Source organism: Pseudomonas sp. XP2 (assembly GCF_053557975.1).
This window is the reverse complement of record NZ_JBNRIK010000003.1, coordinates 262,283-280,413: the sequence shown is the minus strand read 5'-3', so window position 1 is coordinate 280,413 and position 18,131 is coordinate 262,283. Positions and strand designations below refer to the sequence as shown.

Sequence of the window (18,131 nt, the reverse complement as noted above, 5' to 3'; positions counted from 1 at the left end):
GCCGCCAGGGAGGCGGAAATCCATGGGGCTGCCTTGCAGCCCATCGCGACAAAAGGCCGCTCCCACAAGTAATCGCGCACCTCTTGTGGGGCAACTGTGTTGTACGAAATCACAAAGCTTGCGCGATCACTGTGGGAGCGGGCTTGCCCCGCGAACACGGGCGAAGCCCGTGCCATGCACCGCGTGGCCTGCTTCGCGGGCATGCCCGCTCCCACGGGTAATGCGCAGGCTTCAGAACTGCGCCGGCTCCAGCCCATAAAGGCTGCTGCTGCCCGCCCTGATACTGGCTTCCAGCCCCAGACCACGCGGCAGCACGCGCTGGAAGAAGAACGCCGCACACGCAAGCTTGGCACCATGAAACGCGTCATCCTCGTCACGTTTGGCCAAGGCCACCGCCGCCATCCGCGCCCACATATAGGCATACGCCGTCAGCCCGAACAGTTGCAGGTATTCAACCGCTACCGCGCTGACCAGGTTGGCATCATCGCCTGCTCGCGCCTGCAGCCAGGCGCTGGTGGCCTCCAGTCGCGCCAGGCTCGCTTGCAAAGCCTCGCGGTGCAGCGGTGCATCAACACTGAACGCACGTACTTCGGCGGCAAAGCTGGCCAGCGCCTGGCCACCGTCGCCCAGCACCTTGCGCCCCAGCAGGTCGAGTGCCTGGATACCGTTGGTGCCTTCATAGATTTGCGCAATGCGCACATCACGCACCCGTTGCTCCTGCCCCCATTCGCGGATGTAGCCATGGCCACCGTATACCTGCTGGCCGAGCACGCAGCTTTCCAGGCCGTTGTCGGTGAAGAAGGCCTTGGCCACTGGCGTCAACAGCGCCACCAGGCGCTGGGCGTGCTCACGTTCACCGGCGTCTTCGGCGTAACGCGCCAGGTCCAGTTGCTGGCCGACGTAGGCGGCAAACGCCCGGCCACCTTCGGTGAGGGTGCGCATGGTCAGCAGCATGCGCCGTACATCGCCATGGTGGATGATCGGGTCGGCAGCCTTGTCCTGCGCTTTAGGGCCGGTGGCGGCACGGCTTTGCAGGCGTTCGTTGGCATAACGGGCGGCGCTCTGGTAAGACGCTTCGGCGCAACCGAGGCCCTGGATGCCGATGGACAGGCGCTCGTAGTTCATCATGGTGAACATCGCCGCCAGGCCTTTGTGCGATTCGCCCACCAGGTAACCCTTGGCATCGTCGAAGTTCATCACGCAGGTGGATGAAGCCTTGATGCCCATCTTGTGCTCGATCGAACCGCAGTGTGCGGCGTTGCGCGCGCCCAGGCTGCCATCGGCCTCGATCAGGTATTTCGGTACAAGGAACAGCGAGATGCCTTTGGCGCCGGCGGGCGCATCCGGCAACTTGGCCAGTACCAGGTGGATGATGTTCTCGGTCAGGTCCTGCTCGCCACCGGTGATGAAAATCTTGTTGCCGCTGATGCGATAGCTGCCGTCGGCCTGGGGTTCGGCCCGGCTGCGGATCAGCCCCAGGTCGGTGCCCGCGTGGGGCTCGGTCAGGCACATGGTGCCGGCCCAGCGGCCTTCGTAAAGTGGCGGCAGGTAAATGGCCTTGAGCGTCTCGCTGGCGTGGGCATCGATGGCCAGGCAGCTACCAGCGCTCAACGCCGAATACAGGCTGAAGCTGCAGTCGGCGGCATAGAGCATTTCTTCGAACAGCACCCCTAGCATTTTCGGCATGCCCATGCCGCCAAATGCCGGGTTGCCGCCCAGGCCGACCCAGCCGCCTTCGCGGTAGGTTTGCCAGGCTTGGCGAAAACCGTCTGGCGTGGTGACCTGGCCGGCGGCGAAGCGCACACCTTGCTCGTCGCCGTTACGGCTGAGCGGGGCGATCAGCTGGCCAGTGACTTTGGCGGCTTCTTCCAGGATCGCATCGGCGGTGTCGGCATCGATGCGCTCGGCCAGGGCGGGCAGGCGGGCCCACAGGGCCGGGGCGTTGAACACGTCATGCAGGACGAAGCGCATGTCGCGCAGCGGGGCGGAGTAAGTAGTCATCAGGGGCTCTTGAAGTGAAGACGATATCTGTGAAAATTGCGCCGTACCCGTGCAGGAGCAGCCTTGTGCTGCGAAAGGGCCGGCATGGCTGAAGGTAGTCTTCGCCGGTGAGGGCCTCTTCGCAGCACAAGGCTGCTCCTGCAGGGAAACGTCGAGGCCGTTACGGCTTCAGAGGGCTTTGGCCCGGTCGCGCAGTACGTACTTCTGGATCTTGCCGGTGGAGGTCTTGGGCAACTCGCCAAACACCACGGTCTTCGGCACCTTGAAACCGGCCAGGTGCTCGCGGCACCAGCCGGTGATGTCGGCTTCGCGGGTGTCCTCCCGGCCTGGCTTCAGGGCAATGAACGCGCACGGGGTTTCTCCCCACTTTTCATCCGGGCGCGCCACCACGGCGGCTTCAAGCACCGCCGGGTGTTTGTACAGGGCGTCCTCGACTTCAATGGTGGAGATGTTCTCGCCACCGGAAATGATGATGTCCTTGAGGCGGTCCTTGATCTCGACATAGCCGTCGGCATGCCACACGGCCAGGTCACCGGTGTGGAACCAGCCACCACGGAACGCTTCGGCGGTGGCTTCGGGGTTTTTCAGGTAACCCTTCATCACGGTGTTGCCGCGCATGAAGATCTCGCCAAGCGTATTGCCATCGCGTGCCACCGGCTCGAGTGTCTGCGGGTCGGCCACCATCAACCCGTCCAGGGTCGGGTAGCGCACGCCCTGACGTGACTTGATCCGCGCACGCTCTTCCAGCGCCAGTTCGTTCCACTCGTCATGCCAGGCACACACGGTCACCGGGCCGTAGACTTCGGTCAGGCCGTAGGTGTGGGTGACGTGGATGCCCATCTCTTCCACGGCGCCAATGACCTTGGCCGGTGGCGCGGCGCCGGCGACCATGGCCTGTACCGGGTGCTCGATGGCGGCTTTGGCGGCCTCGGGCATGTTGACCAGGGCGTTGAGCACAATCGGGGCGCCGCACAGGTGGGTGACCCGGTGTTCGCGGATCAGGTTCAGGATCTTCTGCGGGTCGACTCGGCGCAGGAACACGTGGGTGCCGGCCAGGGCGGTGATGGTCCAGGGGTAGCACCAGCCGTTGCAGTGGAACATGGGCAAGGTCCACAGGTACACCGGGCGGTGGCCCATGGCCCAGGTCATCTGGTTGCCCAGCGCGTTCAGGTAGGCGCCGCGGTGGTGGTAGACCACGCCCTTGGGGTTGCCGGTGGTGCCGGAGGTGTAGTTGAGTGAAATGGCCTGCCACTCGTCATCCGGCCATTCCCAGGCGAATTGCGGGTCGCCTTCGGCGAGCAGGGCTTCATAGTCCAGCGCGCTGACCGCACGGCCTTCGCCGTACTCCGGGTCATCCACATCCACCACCAGGGGCGGGTGTTCCAGCAACGCCAGGGCGGCTTCGATCACCGCATGGAACTCGCGGTCGGTAATCAGCACCTTGGCTTCACCATGCTGCAGCATGAAGGCGATGGCCTCGGCGTCCAGGCGCACGTTCAGGGTGTTGAGCACGGCGCCGGTCATGGGCACACCGAAGTGCGCCTCGAGCATCGCCGGGGTGTTGGGCAGCATCACCGCCACCGTGTCGCCACGGCCTATGCCACGGCCCGCAAGGGCGCTGGCCAGGCGCCTGCAGCGTTGGTAGGTTTCTTGCCAGTTGCGGCGGATGGCACCGTGGATCACCGCGGGGTAGTTGCCGTACACGGCAGCGGTGCGTTCGATGAAACTGAGCGGGGTGAGGGCGACATGGTTGACGGCAGCGGGCATCAGGCCCTGGGCATAGATCGACATGCGGTAATCCTGTAAGGGAGGCAGGCGCTGCTTGTGCGCTTGGCCCCCCGATGGCTGATTGTTAGCTCTGTTCAGGGTGCAGGGAGGCGGACGGTGGGCCGCTCCTTCTGTCGCAGTTTTACGCGAGTCGCTATGGTAATAGGAATATCGACTATAGCAATATAGTAAAACTACTATAACAACGAACCGCCTACCATGGACCAGACTGCTTACCCCTTGCTTGCCAAGGACCCACAACCCAGCCTTTTGCTGGCAGCCGACGCCAAGCCACTGGCACTCAATGCGGCGCTGCAAGCGTGGGTTGACGAAGGCCCGGCGCTGGCCAGTTGGCTGCCGGCCAACTGTGCCGCCCTGGTGCGTGCGTGCTTGCGCCAGCATCGGGCGATTGCCGACGTCGAGGTGCAAGTGGGGGCGCGCACCGTGCTGTGGTCATTCATTCCGGATGACCAGGGCCAGCAGGTGCTCGGGCGCTGTCGCGACGCCAGCGAAGAGCGCCAAGGCGCACGGGAAGCCAGCCGCGCCCGGCGCTTGTACCGGCTGATCATTGAAAACACCACCGACCTGATCTCCCGGCACAGCCCGGATGGCCGTTTTCTGGATGCCTCGCCGGCAGCGTTTCGCCTGCTCGGCCTGTGGCCCGAGCAATTGCGTGGCATCGCCGTGCATACCCTGTTGCACCCGCGTGAGCGCCGCCAGGTGCTGCGCCAGGCGGCCGCTGCCCTGGACCAGGATGGCTATCACACCATGACCTGCCGGGTGCGCCAGGCCTCTGGCGGCTATCGCTGGTTTGAAATTGCCAGCCGGGCCATCCGCGAAACCTACACCGGCTCGGTGGTGGAGGTGGTCAGTGTGTCCCGCGACATCACCTTGCGCATTGAAGCCCAGGAAAGCCTGGCGCACAGTGCACGGTTGGCCACCCTCGGCGAGCTGGCTTCAGGCATTGCCCACGAGATCAATCAGCCACTGGCTGCGGTGGTCAACTATGCCAACGCCAGTCAACGTTACCTGCAAGGCCTGGAGCGTGATCCACAGGCCCGCGAGCGGGTAGGGCAGGGCCTGCAGCGCATCCGCGAGCAGGCCACCCATGCCGCCGAAGTGATTCGCCGCCTGCGCGCCTTCCTGCGCAAAGGACCACGGCGGCTGCAGGCGGTGGACGTGGCAGAAGTGGCTGGGGAAGCCATGCGGCTGTGTGCGTGGGAAGCCGCGCGTGACCAGGTGCTGGTGGAACTGCGCATGAGCGCGCAACTGCCCTCGGTGTATGCCGACCAGGTGTTGCTGGAGCAAGTGCTGCTCAACCTGTTGCGCAATGCCATCGATGCCAACCGCGAACTGCACGGCGAACAGCCGTCACGTATCCTGCTCGGCGCAGTGCGCGACGGCGACGGTGTGCTGGTCGAAGTGTCGGACCAGGGCGCAGGTGTGGCGCCCGAGCGCCTGGATGACATCTTCACGCCGTTCACTACCAGCAAGGCTGACGGTTTGGGCCTGGGTTTGAGCATGAGCCGCAGCCTGATCGAAGGCTTTGGCGGCAGCCTGTGGGCGCGGGCGGGTGACAATGGTGGTCTGGTACTGTGCTGTCGGCTGGCAGTCAGCAGGGGATAAGGGGAGGCGTGGTGCAAGCGAAAGTGTATGTGGTCGATGACGACCAGGGAATGCGCGACTCGACCGTCTGGCTGTTGCAGTCGGTGGGCCTGCAAGCCCTGCCGTTCGCCAGTGGGCAAGCGTTTCTCGATGCCTGTGTCGACGATGGGCCCGCCTGTGTGCTGCTGGATGTGCGTATGCCGGGGCTGGGCGGGTTGGCGGTGCAGCAGGCGATGCGCGAGCGCGGCCTGGCGCTGCCGGTGATCTTCGTCAGCGGCCATGCCGATGTGCCGATTGTGGTGCGGGCATTCAAGGCCGGCGCCTGTGATTTCATCGAAAAGCCCTATAACGACCAGCTGCTGCTCGACAGCGTGCAAGCTGCGCTGGAGCACGCCGGGCGGGCGCGGCAGGGCGACCAGGCGCTGGCCATGGTGCAGGCGCGGATCGACGGCCTGACGCCACGTGAGCGTGACGTGTTCGTGCCGTTGGCCCAGGGCTTGAGCAACCGTGAAATTGCCGAGCGGCTGGGGGTTAGCGTGAAGACCGTGGACCTGTACCGCGGGCGGGTGATGAAGCGCTTGCAGGCGGCCAGCCTGGCGGAGCTGGTTGGCATGGCGGTTGCCTGCGGGGCCGTGGAGGCGCTGGGCCTGCGGGCGCGTTAAGCACTTGTGGGAGCGGCCTTGTGCCGCGATGGGGCGCGAAGCGGCCCCCAGTTTTGTGCCAGGGCAGAGATTTTTGGGGCCGCTTTGCGGCCCATCGCGGCACAAGGCCGCTCCTACAGGGGGCAGTGTGACAGCCCGAAAATATGAAATTTTACATAGCTGGCTAATCAAAGCTTTGACATTCACTGCCTAGGCAGTAATATTTCTACACAATTGTCAGAGCAGCCTCGATGGCCCATTTCTCCCCCGAAAATTTCCAGACCTGCGCCATCGGCATGCTGCTGGGCCGCGCGGCAATCCTGAAGGACCGCATTCTCGACTGGCACCTCGAGTCAGAGGGCGTCACTGCCGCGCAGTTCAAGGTGCTGATCATCGTCACCCAGTACCAGGTGGATACCCCGGCCGAGCTGTGCCGCTACCTGGGCCTGGACAGCGGTTCGATGACCCGCATGCTCGACCGGCTCGAGCAGAAGGAGCTGATTGTGCGCAACCGCTGCGCCGAGGACCGCCGGCTGGTGCGCCTGGCGCTCACCACTGATGGCCAGCGCCTGGCGGACCGCTTGCCAGAAATCGGCGCTGCCGCCATGAACGAATTGTGCGGCGCGCTGGCCCCAGAAGAGCTGAAGAACCTGGAAGGCTTGCTGGCCAAGGTCCTGCTCGCTGCTGGCGACCCGTTGACGATCCGCCGTTTCGGCGAACGTTGAACCCTGTAACGAATTCTCCAAGGTACTGTCATGGCCACTCCCGCAGACACCCCGACTTCACCCGCAGCGCCCGAGCAGTCGCGCAAGCGCAAGGCCTGGCTGCTGGGCCTGCTGCTCTTGCTGATGCTTGCCGGTGCCGGCACCTGGGCTTGGTACAGCCTGGTCGGGCGCTGGCACGAAAGCACCGACGATGCCTACGTCAACGGCAACGTGGTGGAGATCACCCCGCTGGTCACCGGCACCGTCACCAGCATTGGTGCCGATGACGGTGACCTGGTTCATGCCGGCCAGGTATTGCTGCAATTCGACCCTGCCGACAGCGAGGTGGCCCTGCAGTCTGCCGAAGCCAAGTTGGCACGCAGCGTGCGCCAGGTGCGCGGGCTGTACAGCAATGTCGACTCGCTCAAGGCCCAGCTGGAAACCCGCCAGGCCGAACTGCGCAAAGCCCAGCAGGACTTCAACCGGCGCAAGGTGCTGGCCGACAGCGGTGCAATTGCTGCGGAAGAACTGTCCCATGCTCGCGATGACCTGAGTGTGGCCCTGGCCGCTGTAAACAGCGCACGTCAGCAGCTCAGCACCAGCAGCGCGCTGGTCGACGACACGGTGGTGTCCTCGCACCCGGAGGTCATGGCAGCCGCCGCCGATCTGCGCCAGGCCTACCTCGACCACGCCCGTACCACCTTGGTAGCACCGGTCACTGGCTACGTCGCCAAACGTACCGTGCAGCTGGGCCAGCGCCTGCAGCCTGGCACTGCGACCATGGCGGTAATCCCGCTGGACCAGGTGTGGATCGACGCCAATTTCAAGGAAACCCAGCTGCGTGAGATGCGTATTGGCCAGCCGGTGCAGATCACCGCCGACCTGTACGGCAGCGAGGTCAAGTACAGCGGCACGGTCGATAGCCTTGGCGCCGGTACCGGCAGTGCCTTCGCGCTGCTGCCGGCACAGAACGCCACTGGCAACTGGATCAAGATCGTCCAGCGCGTGCCCGTGCGTATTCACCTGAGCCCCGATCAGCTCAAGGACCACCCACTGCGTATTGGCCTGTCCACCGTGGTGGAAGTCGACTTGCATGACCAGAGCGGGCCGGCCCTGGCCCAGCAGCCCCCACAGCAGGCCAGCTACACCACCCAGGTGTATGACCGTCAGCTGGTCGAGGCTGACAACCTGATCGCCCGGTTGATCCACGAAAACAGCGCACCCGGCAAGACGGCCCAGCGATGAGCAACAACGCCGCTGCCCAGTTCACGCCGCCCAGCCTGCTGTTGACCACCATCGGGTTGTCGTTGGCGACGTTCATGCAGGTGCTCGACACCACCATTGCCAACGTGGCGCTGCCGACCATATCCGGCAACCTGGGGGTGAGTTACGAGCAGGGCACCTGGGTGATTACCTCGTTCGCGGTGAGCAACGCCATCGCCTTGCCATTGACGGGCTGGCTCAGCCGACGGTTTGGCGAGGTGAAACTGTTCATCTGGGCCACGCTGTTGTTCGTGCTGGCCTCGTTCCTGTGCGGTATCGCCCAGTCGATGCCGGAGCTGGTCGGTTTCCGGATATTGCAGGGCGTGGTCGCCGGGCCGCTGTACCCGATGACCCAGACCTTGCTGATTGCCGTCTACCCCCCTGCAAAACGGGGCATGGCCCTGGCACTGCTGGCGATGGTCACGGTGGTGGCGCCGATTGCCGGGCCGATCCTGGGGGGCTGGATCACCGACAGTTACAGCTGGCCGTGGATCTTCTTCATCAACGTGCCCATCGGCCTGTTCGCCGCCGCCGTGGTGCGCCAGCAGATGCGCACCCGGCCGGTGGTCACCAGCCGCCAGCCGATGGACTACATCGGCTTGCTGACGCTGATTATCGGTGTCGGGGCTTTGCAGGTGGTACTCGACAAAGGCAACGACCTGGACTGGTTCGAATCGTCGTTCATCATTATCGGCAGCTTGATTTCGGTGGTGTTCCTCGCAGTCTTCGTGATTTGGGAACTGACCGACCGCCACCCGGTAGTCAACCTGCGCCTGTTCGTGCACCGCAACTTCCGTGTCGGCACCATCGTGCTGGTCGGGGGCTATGCAGGGTTCTTCGGTATCAACCTGATCCTGCCGCAATGGTTGCAGACGCAAATGGGTTATACCGCGACGTGGGCGGGCCTGGCGGTGGCACCGATCGGCTTGCTGCCGGTGATCATGTCGCCGTTCGTGGGCAAATATGCGCACCGCTTCGACCTGCGTGTACTGGCAGGGCTGGCGTTCCTGGCGATCGGCACCAGTTGCTACATGCGTGCCGGCTTCACCAGCGAGGTGGACTTCCAGCATGTGGCCTTGGTGCAGCTGTTCATGGGCATTGGCGTGGCGTTGTTCTTCATGCCGACCTTGAGCATCCTGCTGTCCGACCTGCCGCCGCACCAGATTGCCGATGGCTCGGGGCTGGCGACCTTCCTGCGGACCTTGGGCGGGAGCTTTGCCGCGTCGTTGACGACCTGGATCTGGATTCGCCGGGCGGACCAGCATCACGCTTATCTGAGCGAGAACATCAGCCAGTTCGACCCGGCGACGCGGCATACGCTTGAGCAGTTGGGTGGGGCCAGCCCGCAGAGTTATGCGCAGCTGGAGCAGATACTCAACGGGCAGGCTTACATGATGTCGACAGTGGACTACTTCACCTTGATGACCTGGGTGTTTGCCGGGTTGATCCTGCTGGTGTGGTTCGCCAAACCACCCTTCACTGCCAAGGCCGGGCCGGCATCGGCGGGGCATTAAGGCGACGAGGTGAATGGCTCGGGATGTAGGGTGGGGCGGATATCGAGCGCCGCCCGCGCGGCGCATCGCGAGCTGCGCTCGCTCCTATGTTTGTTTCGGGCCAGTAATGCCTGTACCCGTCGCGCGCGACCGCCTTGTTTGTACGGCACGATATCGAGCTATGCGCCAAGGCGTTCGCGTACAAATCCCACAGGAATAATTGGCCCGAAGCAAACGTAGGAGCGAGCGGAGCTCGCGATGCGCCGCGCGGGCGGCGCTGGATATCCGCCACGCCCAATCTCTCAAGTCAGGCACTGGGTGGCCCCTCTATTCACATACTGCTCCGTTTCGCCTATTGTCGACGGTCCCTTCCCCAAGCGATTGGCAAAATCATGGAGAACGTCATCGTCATCACCGGCGGCAGCCGCGGTATCGGTGCCGCCACGGCGCTGTTGGCGGCCCGCCAGGGCTACCGCATCTGCATCAACTACCACGCCGACGACCAGGCCGCCGAAACCCTCCTCGGCCAGGTCCGCGCCCTGGGCGCCGAGGCTATCGCCGTGCGGGCCGACGTCAGCGTCGAGGATGAGATCATCCACCTGTTTCAGCGCGTCGACGAAGAGCTCGGCCGGGTCACCGCACTGGTCAACAACGCCGGCACCATCGGCCAGCAGAGCCGCGTCGAGGCCATGTCCGAGTTCCGCCTGCTGAAGATCATGAAAACCAACGTCGTCGGCCCCATGCTCTGCGCCAAGCACGCTTTGCTGCGCATGGCACACCGGCATGGCGGGCAGGGCGGGGCCATTGTCAACGTGTCATCGATGGCTGCGCGCCTGGGCTCGCCCAACGAATATGTCGACTATGCCGCCTCCAAGGGCGCGCTCGACACCTTCACCATCGGCCTGGCCAAAGAAGTGGCAGGCGAGGGCGTGCGGGTCAATGGCGTACGCCCAGGTTACATCCACACAGGGTTCCATGCCTTGTCCGGCGACCCCGACCGGGTCAGCAAGCTTGAGCCGGGTTTGCCCATGGGGCGCGGCGGACGCCCCGAGGAAGTGGCCGAAGCCATCCTCTGGCTGCTCTCGGACAAAGCCTCCTACTCCACCGGCAGTTTCATCGACCTGAGCGGCGGGCGCTGAACGCGCCCGTCAATCCTCCAGCAGCTCGCGTACCCGCTCGGCGAGTACTTCGAGCTCGAACGGCTTGGTCAGCACCAACGTACCGTGCAACAGCTGGCCGTCGCTGAGCGCGGCGCTCTCATCGTAGCCGGTGATGAACAGCACCTTGAGGTCTGGGTAGCGCTCACGGCAGCGTTCGGCCACCTGGCGGCCATTCAGGCCACCCGGCAGTCCGATATCGCTCAGCAGCAGGTCTGGCCGTTCGCCGCTTTGCAGGTGGGCGAGGGCGGTCGGACCATTCTCGAAGGCGTCCACCAGATAGCCCAGCTCTTCCAGCACTTCGCCGACCACCAAGCGCAAGGCGGTCTGGTCTTCAATCAACAGAATGCGCCGTGCAGCCGCGCTGCTTGCTTGCAAAGGCGGGTGCTGCAGTTTTTCGGCTGGCGCCTGGGGCTGCTCGGGGTGTCGGGGTAGCAGCAGCTCGATGCGGGTGCCCTCGCCAAGCACCGACAGCACGCGTAATTGCCCACCCGACTGACGCACGAAGCCGTAGGTCATGGACAGACCCAGGCCGCTGCCCTGGCCCATCGGCTTGGTGGTGAAGAACGGGTCGACTGCGCGCTCCGCCACTTCAGCCGACATGCCTTTACCGTTGTCGACGATGCTCAGCCGCACATACTCGCCGGCTGGCAGTTGCAAAGCCAGGGCCTGCTCGTCGTCAAGCAGCAGGTTGTCGCCAATGATGTCGATCACCCCACCTGCGGGCATGGCATCGCGAGCGTTGATGCAGATGTTGAGCAGGGCGCTTTCCAGTTGGGGCGGATCAATGAAGGTAGGCCACAACGGGCTGGCGAAGCGGCTGCTCAGGGTAATGGCCGGGCCGATGGTGCGGCGCAGAAGCTCTTCCATACCGGCCACCAACGTGGTCACCTGCGTGGAGCAGGGTTGCAGGGTCTGCTGGCGAGAGAATGCCAGCAGCCGGTGCACCAGTGAAGAGGCCCGCTGCGCCGAGCCGCTGGACAGCTTCAGCAAGGGCTCCAGGGCGTCGAAGCGTGACTGGTCCAGGCGTTGGCGCATCAGCTCCTGGGCGCCAAGGATGCTGCCCAGCAAATTGTTGAAGTCATGGGCGATGCCGCCACTGAGCTGGCCTACGGCTTCCATCTTCTGTGCCTGGCGCAGTGCTTCTTCGGCCTTGGCCAGGCGTTCCTGCTCTTGTACCCGGTCACTGATGTCATAAGCGAACAGAAACGCGCCTAGAATCTCGCCTTTTTGGTCGTGCAACGCGTTGAAGCGCAATTCGTAGTGGCGCAGCATGGGGGGCTTGCCGAAGATGCCAATCTCGATGAACTGCTCGCCTGCCAGGGCGCGCTGCCACATTGGCAGGATAGGCGTCTGGCCAGCGCTTCCATCTTCGAACAACCCGGGCAGGTAGTCGCCGATTTCCGGTGTTCTCCCGTACAGCAGGTGGAAGTCATGCCTGGCCTGGCGGTTGACAGCCAGCCAGCGCAGATTCTTGTCTATCACATGCACATTGACCACGCTGTGATCGACCAATTCGGCAAACAAGCGTCGTTCGGCCAGTGCGGCATTCACCCGCTGTTCCAGCTGTTCGTTAAGGCGCTGCAGGGCCTGCTCTGCACGCCGGCGTTCGGTGACATCCTTGAACAACACCGCTACCTGGCGTTTCTCAGCAGGCTCTATGCGGAAAGTAGTCACTGACAGCACATGGCCGGTGGCGACCAGTTCCTGCTCGAAGTGCAGCGGTTCGCCCGTGCGAAGTACAGCGCCATAGCGGGCCACCCAGTCATCGGCCTCATCGGGCACCATCTCGCGCAGTTTCTGCCCGACCACGTCGGGGATGCCGGCGTGCTTGGCGTAGGCCGCGTTGGCCATGACGTGTATATAGTCACTCAGAGGCCCATGCGGGCCATCGAAGAATTCGATGATGCAGAACCCCTCGTCCATCGTGTCGAACAGAAAGCGGTAGACGCTGTGGTCTTGATCCTGCTGTTGCCGAAGCTGTGCTTCCAGCTGCGCGTTATGCTGACGCAAGGCCTCGATTTCCCGGCGCAGGCCGGACAGGTCGCGGTGGTGCATGGCGACATTCCAGAAAAGTATCAGACAGACTGTACTGTGGCTGGCCCTGGAACGTACAGCTGTTCATTGCGGCGGATGCAGGTTTGCCAGCAGGTTTTCGATTTGCTCGCTGAGCAGCGCCAGGCTGAATGGCTTGCACAGCACGCTAGAGTGCTTTGATGGTTTGACATCTGCCTGGTCTTCGCTGTAGCCGGTGATGTAGAGCACTGGCACCTCCTCGGGAAGCGCTGCGGCCAATTGCCGACCGTCGATGTCGCCTGGCAGCTCGATATCGGTCACCAGCAGGTCAGGCCGCAAGCCCTCTTGGCAGGCAGCCAGTGCGCTGCGTCCATCGACGAACGTGCGCACATCGTGCCCGAGTTCTTGCAGCACTTCTTCGATCACCAGGCGCAGGTTTACCTGGTCCTCCATGAGCATGATCAGGCGAGGTGTGCATTCCGTTTTGGCAGGCGTGGGTTGATGGCGCTCAGGCGGAGTTACTATGACCGCGCTTTTCCTGGGGAGATAAAGGTCAATACGCGTGCCATGCCCAGGCGCACTATTGATCTGCAACTGCCCGCCGGACTGGCGGATGAAGCCGTAGACGATCGACAACCCAAGGCCTGAGCCCTGACCCAATGGTTTGGTAGTGAAGAATGGCTCCAGCGCGCGTTGAGCCGTGTCGGCGGTCATGCCAATGCCATTATCGCTGATACGAATCTGCAAGTAGTCACCCGCAGGGAGGTCCAGTACCCGGGCCTGTGCCTGATTCAATGGGGTGTTCGCGCAACAGATAGCTAATTCGCCACCCAGCGGCATGGCATCGCGGGCGTTGATGCACAGGTTGAGCAAAGCACTTTCCAGTTGCGGAGGGTCGATCGCTATCAGCCATTGGTCGGCCAGTGTCTGGTCAACGAAGTGGATGTCTTCATGCAGCGAGCGCTTGATCAGATCGTGCATACCGGCCACCAGTTGATGCACATCTGTAGTTTGCGGAATCAGGATTTGCTGGCGTGCGAATGCCAGCAGGCGTTGAACCATAGAGGTAGCACGCTTGGAGTCCTGTCGGGCGATGGCAAGTAGCCGTGTAGCTTCCGGGTAGCGCTGTTGTGCCTGGCGTTCGGTGGCCACTTCCAGGGCGGCGAGGATGCTACCCAGCAGATTGTTGAAATCATGCGCTATCCCCCCGGTCAGCTGGCCGATGGCTTCCATCTTCTGGGATTGGCGCAAAGCGTTTTCGATCTCTCGCAGCCGCTCGTGCTCTGCGACGCGTTCTGTGATGTCGTATGCAAACAGGTACCCCCCCTGGATTTGCTGCTGAGCATCACGCAAGGGGTTGTAGCGGATTTCGTAGTGGCGCAATGCTTGTGAGTTCCCAAGGGCGATTGTCTGGACGAATGCCTCGCCCGCCAGTACGCGTGGCCATAAGGGGTCAAGCTGACGCTTGATGTCCTGCTGGCCTGACAGGAACTGCGGAATGTAGTCGCCGACCTTGGGTACGAAACCGCGCAGGCGCTTGAACGTTTCCTGTGCGGTGCGGTTGATCGCCAGCAGCCTGAAGCTGCGGTCCGCAGCAAACACATTGGCCAGGCTGTGGTCGACCAGCTCGCCAAGCAGCTTGCTGTTGGCTTGCTCCTTGTCGACCCTGTTCGACAGTTCCTGGTTAAGTGCTTGCAGGTTATCGAGGGTTACCTGTTCGGCCGGCACCCCGGTAAAGACTACCGCTACTCGTTTCTGGCTGGCGGGCTCCAGGGGATACACCGACAGCTTTAGCCAGCGGTCGGTCACCGCCAGCCGCGCTTCGAACTGCAGGGGCTGCCCTGAGCGCGCCACTTCGGCAAACCGCGGAAGCCAGGTTCCAATTTCGTCCGGGATCGTTTCACGTGCCGTCTGGCCCAACTGCTTGGGGTGGGCGGTGTGCTGCATAGAGGCGTCGTTGGCAAGGATGTAACGGTAGTCGTACAGCTCTCCGTCACTGTTCTCGAGCATTTCGAGCACGCAGAAACCTTGATGCATGTGGCCAGTCATGACCTCATAACAGGCCGCCTTGAGGCGCAGCTCGGCATTCTGCGTCTCCAGTTCGAGTAGTTTTTCTTGTAGTTGCTCTATGCAAGCTGGGGTGTTGTCTTGGGGCATGCTGGCTATCCTGCCTGCGAGTCCGACAACTATAGCTGGCCTTCGACAGCTTTCCTTCAGAACGAGCGAATGATCCGCCCGAGCGTTTCCATGGCCCGTTCGGCACCGTCATGCCAGGGGCTGCCATAGTTAAGACGGATGCAGTTGCCGAAGCGGCGGGTGGGCGAAAAGATCGGCCCCGGGGCGATGCTGATGCCTTGTGCCAGGGCCATGTGGAACAGCTTGAGGGCGTCCATCTGCTCGGGCAGTTCCAGCCACAGGAAGTAGCCTCCTGAGGGCTGGCTGACCCGCGTCTGCGCCGGGAAGTGGCGGGAGATGGCCGCCAGCATGTTGGCCTGCTGGCCTTCCAGGGCGTAGCGCAGTTTGCGCAGGTGGCGGTCGTAGCCGCCGTGCTGCAGGTAGTCGGCTATCGCTGCCTGGGCCGGCATCGAGGCGCACAGCGAGGTCATCAGTTTCAGCCGTTCGATCTTCTGCGCGAAGCGACCGGCCGCCACCCAGCCGATGCGGTAACCGGGGGCCAGGCTTTTGGCGAACGAGCCGCAATGCATCACCAGGCCCTGGGTGTCGAAGGCCTTGGCCGGCTTGGGCGCCTGCTGCGAGTAGTACAGCTCGGCGTAGACGTCGTCTTCGATCAACGGCACCTGGTGCCGCGCCAGCAGTTCCACCAGCGCCTGCTTCTTTGCCTCCGGCATGCTCGCGCCTACCGGGTTCTGGAAGTTGGTCATGCACCAGACGGCTTTTACCGGGTGCTTTTCCAGCGTCTGCGCCAGTGCCCCCAGGTCCATGCCTTCGCGCGGGTGCACGGGGATTTCCACAGCCTTGAGTTTGAGCCGCTCCAGCACTTGCAGGCAGGCATAGAAGGCGGGGGCCTCGATGGCTACCAGGTCGCCCGGCTGGGTAACGGCCTGCAGGCACAGGTTCAAGGCTTCCAGTGCACCGTTGGTGATCAGCAGCTCTTCCATTGGCAGCATCAGCCCACCGACCATGTAGCGCAGGGCGATTTGCCGGCGCAGCTGCGGGTTGCCGGGCGACAAGTCGGTCACCACCATGCGCGGGTCCATGCTGCGGCTGGCGCTGGCCAGTGAGCGCGACAGGCGCTGCAGCGGGAACAGTTCGGGGCTGGGGAAGGCTGAGCCGAACGGTATGGTGTTGGGGTCCTTGATCGAGTCGAGTATCGAGAACACCAGTGCGCTGACGTCAACGTCAGTGGACTCGCTGACCGGCTGCAACGCTTGCGGCTCGCTGAACTGGCGCGGTGCATGGGCGTTGACGAAATAGCCTGAGCGCGGCCGGGCACGGATCAGCCCGCGCCGCTCCAGCAGGTAATAAGCCTGGAACACCGTGGACGGGCTGACCCCGTGGGTCTGGCTGGCGTAGCGTACCGAAGGCACGCGTTGGCCCGGGCCCAGTACCCCGGAGCGGATCAGTTCGGCAATGTCGTCGGCAAAGCGTTCGTAGCGTTTCATTCTGGCCTTCTGTCGAAGCCTGGCAGGCAAGGTGGCGTCAGTGTAAGGGATCAACGGTTCATCGGTGCGACGAAGCGGCTTTGCGCCACACTGCGGATGGCGGGGTCGTCGCGCTCGCTGATTTCGAAGCTCAATGTTTGCGAGCTGCTGGCCGGGCGCTCGGCCAGCATCGCCACGGATACCGGCAGCTCGCTCATTTCGCCAGCCGGGATCACCAATGTGGTATTGCCCTGCAAGGTGAAACCGTCAGCGTCCAGCAGGCGCAGCGCATAGTGCTGGGTGCGCCCGGTCTTGTTGATGACCTTGAGCAGGTAGATGTTCTCGATCTGGCCCTGGGCATTTTCACGGAACAGGCCACGGTCCTTGATGACGTCCAGCGAAACCATCGGGCGCATCTGCAAGGCCACCACCAGCGCTGCGATCATCACCGCGAGCGCTGCGACGTAGCCCAGCAGGCGCGGGCGCAGCCAGTGTGTGGTGCCGCCCTGCAGACCGTGTTCGGACTTGTAACCGATCAAGCCGCGGGCGTAACCCATCTTGTCCATCACACCGTCGCAGGCGTCTATGCACGCTGCGCATCCGATGCAGGCCATTTGCAAGCCATCGCGAATATCGATGCCGGTGGGGCACACTTGCACGCACAGCGTGCAGTCGACGCAGTCACCCAGGCCTTGGGCGCCTACGTCACTGCCTTTCTTGCGCGGCCCACGGGCTTCACCACGGCGCGGGTCGTAGGCGACCGCCAGGGTGTCCTTGTCGAACATCACGGCCTGGAAGCGCGCATATGGGCACATGTGCAGGCACACCGCTTCGCGCAGCAGGCCTGCGTTGATGTAGGTCGCTGCGGTAAAGAACAGCACCCAGAACAGTGCCACGCCGCCCAGTTGCAAAGTGAACAGTTCTGCGGCCAATGGGCGGATTGGCGTGAAGTAGCCGACGAAGGTCAGCCCGGTGGCTACACCGATAGCCAGCCACAGGCTGTGCTTCAGCGTGCGGCGCGCCAGTTTGTTCAGGCTCCAGGGCGCGGCGGCAAGCTTTATGCGCTGGTTGCGGTCGCCCTCAGTAACCTTTTCGCACCACATGAACAGCCAGGTCCAGGTGCTCTGCGGGCAGCTGTAGCCGCACCACACGCGGCCGGCATACACCGTGATGGCGAACAGGCCGAAGGCGCAGATAATCAGCAGCGCTGACAACAGGATGAAGTCCTGTGGCCAGAATGTGGCGCCAAAAATGTGGAATTTGCTCTCGGCCAAATCCCACAGGACGGCTTGGCGGCCATTCCAGTTCAGCCAGGCCGTGCCGAAAAACAGCACGAACAGTGCGCCGGCAAAGCCGATACGCAGGGTGCGGTAAAGCCCGGTGAAGCTGCGGGTGTGGATACCCTTGTCGGCGCTTCGCTGTCGTGAGCTGGCTGGGGCGTCGGCGATCTCTGTGAAAGGGATTCTAGTGTTCATGGCTCGGTGCTCATCAGGCCTCGATCAGGCATGAGCACTATGGCCCTGAGGCTGTTATCAGCACAGGCTCAGATTTTGCGATAAAAACCGTATCAGATTATCCGGTAGGCCCCGCCAGGCCCTAGATCACAGAGCCTGGCACACTGGTCTTCAGATGCCTGCGGCTATCCACCGCACCTGCCACAGTCAGTGCATCGGCTTCGGATTCGGTAATGGGCACGCGTTGGCCTGCGAGCAGGGCCACTGACATGCGCAGATTTTCGTCGGTGAAGATTTCGACATCAGGGCCATCACCCTCGATACGCACGTTTTCGCCGATCAGCGTGCAGCGGCGACTGGTTTCATCGATTTCAACGGGCATGGTGCAGTCCTCCTCGGGTTGTACAGGGTGGACCGCAATGAGGTGC

At 63.2% G+C, this 18,131-nt stretch carries 13 protein-coding genes; 6 read left to right on the top strand and 7 right to left on the bottom strand.

All coding sequences use genetic code 11. The features are described from left to right. Nucleotides 1-231: 231 nt before the first annotated feature. Both ACK1VC_RS05895 and ACK1VC_RS05890 read right to left on the bottom strand, forming a co-directional pair. A complete protein-coding gene (locus tag ACK1VC_RS05895) occupies nucleotides 232-2,001 on the bottom strand; it encodes an acyl-CoA dehydrogenase C-terminal domain-containing protein (RefSeq protein ID WP_191086671.1) in 1,770 nt (589 codons plus the stop codon). A 168-nt stretch (nucleotides 2,002-2,169) separates the two neighbouring features. Next, the gene (locus ACK1VC_RS05890) at nucleotides 2,170-3,792 is read right to left on the bottom strand and encodes an acyl-CoA synthetase (protein WP_060518243.1); all 1,623 of its coding nucleotides are present in this window, start codon (nucleotides 3,790-3,792) and stop codon (nucleotides 2,170-2,172) included. 195 nt (nucleotides 3,793-3,987) lie between these two features. On the opposite strand from ACK1VC_RS05890, the gene ACK1VC_RS05885 reads away from it, so the two are divergent. From ACK1VC_RS05885 to ACK1VC_RS05860, 6 genes are all read left to right on the top strand, one after another. After that, nucleotides 3,988-5,394 carry a sensor histidine kinase gene (locus ACK1VC_RS05885; RefSeq protein ID WP_060518241.1) on the top strand — a complete coding sequence of 469 codons (1,407 nt, stop codon included), beginning with the start codon at nucleotides 3,988-3,990 and terminating at the stop codon, nucleotides 5,392-5,394. An 8-nt stretch (nucleotides 5,395-5,402) separates the two neighbouring features. Further along, nucleotides 5,403-6,035 (top strand): response regulator transcription factor, encoded by a 633-nt coding sequence (locus ACK1VC_RS05880; RefSeq protein ID WP_024717471.1) that lies wholly within the window; start codon nucleotides 5,403-5,405, stop codon nucleotides 6,033-6,035. A 230-nt stretch (nucleotides 6,036-6,265) separates the two neighbouring features. Next, nucleotides 6,266-6,739 (top strand): MarR family winged helix-turn-helix transcriptional regulator, encoded by a 474-nt coding sequence (locus tag ACK1VC_RS05875; protein WP_016487415.1) that lies wholly within the window; start codon nucleotides 6,266-6,268, stop codon nucleotides 6,737-6,739. A gap of 30 nt (nucleotides 6,740-6,769) precedes the next feature. Further along, the gene (locus ACK1VC_RS05870) at nucleotides 6,770-7,963 is read left to right on the top strand and encodes an HlyD family secretion protein (RefSeq protein ID WP_016487414.1); all 1,194 of its coding nucleotides are present in this window, start codon (nucleotides 6,770-6,772) and stop codon (nucleotides 7,961-7,963) included. Next, the gene (locus ACK1VC_RS05865) at nucleotides 7,960-9,495 is read left to right on the top strand and encodes a DHA2 family efflux MFS transporter permease subunit (protein ID WP_016487413.1); all 1,536 of its coding nucleotides are present in this window, start codon (nucleotides 7,960-7,962) and stop codon (nucleotides 9,493-9,495) included. Before ACK1VC_RS05870 ends, ACK1VC_RS05865 begins: the two co-directional genes overlap by 4 nt. 371 nt (nucleotides 9,496-9,866) lie before the next feature. Next, the gene (locus tag ACK1VC_RS05860; protein ID WP_023046990.1) at nucleotides 9,867-10,613 is read left to right on the top strand and encodes an SDR family oxidoreductase; all 747 of its coding nucleotides are present in this window, start codon (nucleotides 9,867-9,869) and stop codon (nucleotides 10,611-10,613) included. A gap of 9 nt (nucleotides 10,614-10,622) precedes the next feature. On the opposite strand, the gene ACK1VC_RS05855 is transcribed toward ACK1VC_RS05860, so the two are convergent. The 5 genes from ACK1VC_RS05855 to ACK1VC_RS05835 all read right to left on the bottom strand — a co-directional run bounded on the left by ACK1VC_RS05855 (nucleotide 10,623) and on the right by ACK1VC_RS05835 (nucleotide 18,085). Beyond that, nucleotides 10,623-12,689 carry a hybrid sensor histidine kinase/response regulator gene (locus ACK1VC_RS05855; protein WP_191086670.1) on the bottom strand — a complete coding sequence of 689 codons (2,067 nt, stop codon included), beginning with the start codon at nucleotides 12,687-12,689 and terminating at the stop codon, nucleotides 10,623-10,625. Nucleotides 12,690-12,752: 63 nt separating this feature from the next. Continuing rightward, a complete protein-coding gene (locus ACK1VC_RS05850; protein WP_191086669.1) occupies nucleotides 12,753-14,804 on the bottom strand; it encodes a PAS domain-containing sensor histidine kinase in 2,052 nt (683 codons plus the stop codon). 56 nt (nucleotides 14,805-14,860) lie between these two features. Then, nucleotides 14,861-16,270, bottom strand: a complete 1,410-nt coding sequence (gene mapR, locus ACK1VC_RS05845) for a GntR family transcriptional regulator MpaR (RefSeq protein ID WP_016487409.1) — start codon at nucleotides 16,268-16,270, stop codon at nucleotides 14,861-14,863. 50 nt (nucleotides 16,271-16,320) lie between these two features. Next, nucleotides 16,321-17,724, bottom strand: a complete 1,404-nt coding sequence (ccoG, locus tag ACK1VC_RS05840; protein WP_023046993.1) for a cytochrome c oxidase accessory protein CcoG — start codon at nucleotides 17,722-17,724, stop codon at nucleotides 16,321-16,323. 121 nt (nucleotides 17,725-17,845) lie between these two features. Then, on the bottom strand, nucleotides 17,846-18,085 hold the full coding sequence (locus ACK1VC_RS05835; protein WP_023046994.1) for a DUF3203 family protein: 240 nt from the start codon (nucleotides 18,083-18,085) through the stop codon (nucleotides 17,846-17,848). Nucleotides 18,086-18,131: the final 46 nt, after the last annotated feature.